Here is a 1581-nt window from a genome sequence, read left to right as displayed (position 1 = left end):
TTTTGCGAGGGACAGGCGGCTATCATCAGATGGACGTGATGGGGCAGGCGCTGAGGATTTCCCGCCAGAACATGCTCAGGCTTGCCGAGGAGGCAGAAGTGTCCGCCGACCTGGCGGGCCAGTTGATCGACGACATGTGCGATGTGGCCAGCCAATTTGCCGACTTGGCTCACCGTATGCATCCGGCGGATATCACGCAAGAGACCGTGCGCATGATCCAGCAACGTATCGACGCCAACGTAGCCCTGTTGCGGTAGCGTCAACCAGCCTGGGCGTCATTGATGAGGGTAAGCCGGCCAAGCTTCTCGCTCCCTTGCGCGGACTGGGCGCCTTCCCAGGCTAAGCATATCGTTGCAGTCTTTCCCGCTGCGGCCACCCGAATCGACCATGCCAGTTCCCCACATCCGCTTCCGTTGCGACCGGCATTGTAGTGCTGCAGGGTAGCGGCCAGAATCCGGTCAGCAGAGGCCGATGGCGGGAGCTGGCAGACGATCAGGCGCCGGCGCGTTCGACGATCACGTAATGCTTGCGTACCCGCTCCAGCACCTCGAATACCCCCTTGAACCCGGCCGGGATCACCATGGCATCGCCCGGGCCGGCTTCGGCCGCGTTGCCTTGCTCATCGATGACACGGCAGCGGCCTTCCAGTACGCAGAAATATTCATCCTTGTTGGGGGCGAAGGCGATGCGCCAGCTGCCTTTTTCGCAGGCCCAGATGCCGGCATTCATCTCGCCGCTGGCGCTGGTGAAGTGGTTCCAGGTGGTGCGCAGGGGATTGCCTTCCAGCCGGCGCTCCTCGCGTGGGTGGTCGTATTCTGGAGTGGGGGTGCCGAGGCGGAATTGGGTAATGGCAGTCATGGCAGGACAGGCGTGGCACGGTCATTTCGAAGGGCAGCAGTGTAACAGCCGCCGCGCCGCTACTGTCGTGCTGGCTGGCACCAAGTGCCCGGTCTTCAGTCACACGCCAGTATAGGTGAACCAGGAGACAGGCATGGGCAAGATCTGGATCGGCATTTCCGGCTGGCGTTACGCGCCTTGGCGCGGCAGTTTCTACCCCAAGGGTTTGCGCCAGGATGATGAGCTGCACTATGCCTCCAGGGTGTTGCCCAGCATCGAACTCAACGGTTCCTTCTACGCCCTGCAGCGCCCGGAAAGTTACCAGCGCTGGTACCAGCAGACGCCGCCCGGTTTTCTGTTCAGCCACAAGGGCAATCGCTTCATCACCCATACCCGGCGCCTGCAGGATGTTGATGGGGCTCTGGCCAATGTGTTCGCCTCCGGTGTCTTCAACCTGAAGGAAAAGCTCGGCCCCTTCCTGTGGCAGTTCCCGCCCAGTTTTCGCTATGAACCCGAGCTGCTGGAACACTTCCTGAGCCTGTTGCCGCACGATACCCACGCCGCCCAGACGCTGGCCCAAGGGCATGAGCCGCGGATGCAGGGCAGGGTGGCGCTGGAGATCGACAAGAAGCGCAAGCTGCGCCACGCCATGGAAATCCGCCATGAGAGTTTCGTCGATGAAAGCTTCATCAAGCTGCTGCGCAAGTACCAGGTTGCGCTGGTGATCGCCGATGCGCCCAAGAA

General features: G+C 61.8%; 2 protein-coding genes and 1 pseudogene. 2 read left to right on the top strand and 1 reads right to left on the bottom strand.

Annotation, left to right across the window (positions count from 1 at the left end; genetic code table 11):
- Positions 1 to 257: pseudogene (locus I5W_RS26625) on the top strand (type II toxin-antitoxin system HipA family toxin); the annotation flags it as partial.
- Positions 258 to 492: 235 nt separating this feature from the next.
- On the opposite strand, the gene I5W_RS26620 reads toward I5W_RS26625, so the two are convergent.
- Positions 493 to 858, bottom strand: coding sequence for a cupin domain-containing protein (locus I5W_RS26620; RefSeq protein ID WP_017451097.1), 366 nt, complete (start codon positions 856 to 858; stop codon positions 493 to 495).
- Positions 859 to 991: 133 nt separating this feature from the next.
- Between I5W_RS26620 and I5W_RS26615 the strand changes: the two genes are divergently transcribed.
- Positions 992 to 1581: DUF72 domain-containing protein (locus tag I5W_RS26615; RefSeq protein WP_044531521.1), on the top strand; the 590-nt coding region annotated here is incomplete at its 3' end.

Origin of the sequence: Herbaspirillum sp. B65 (assembly GCF_000333555.1) — a bacterium.
Lineage (GTDB): Bacteria > Pseudomonadota > Gammaproteobacteria > Burkholderiales > Burkholderiaceae_D > Herbaspirillum > Herbaspirillum rubrisubalbicans.
This window is presented reverse-complemented; position numbering and strand designations above follow the sequence as displayed.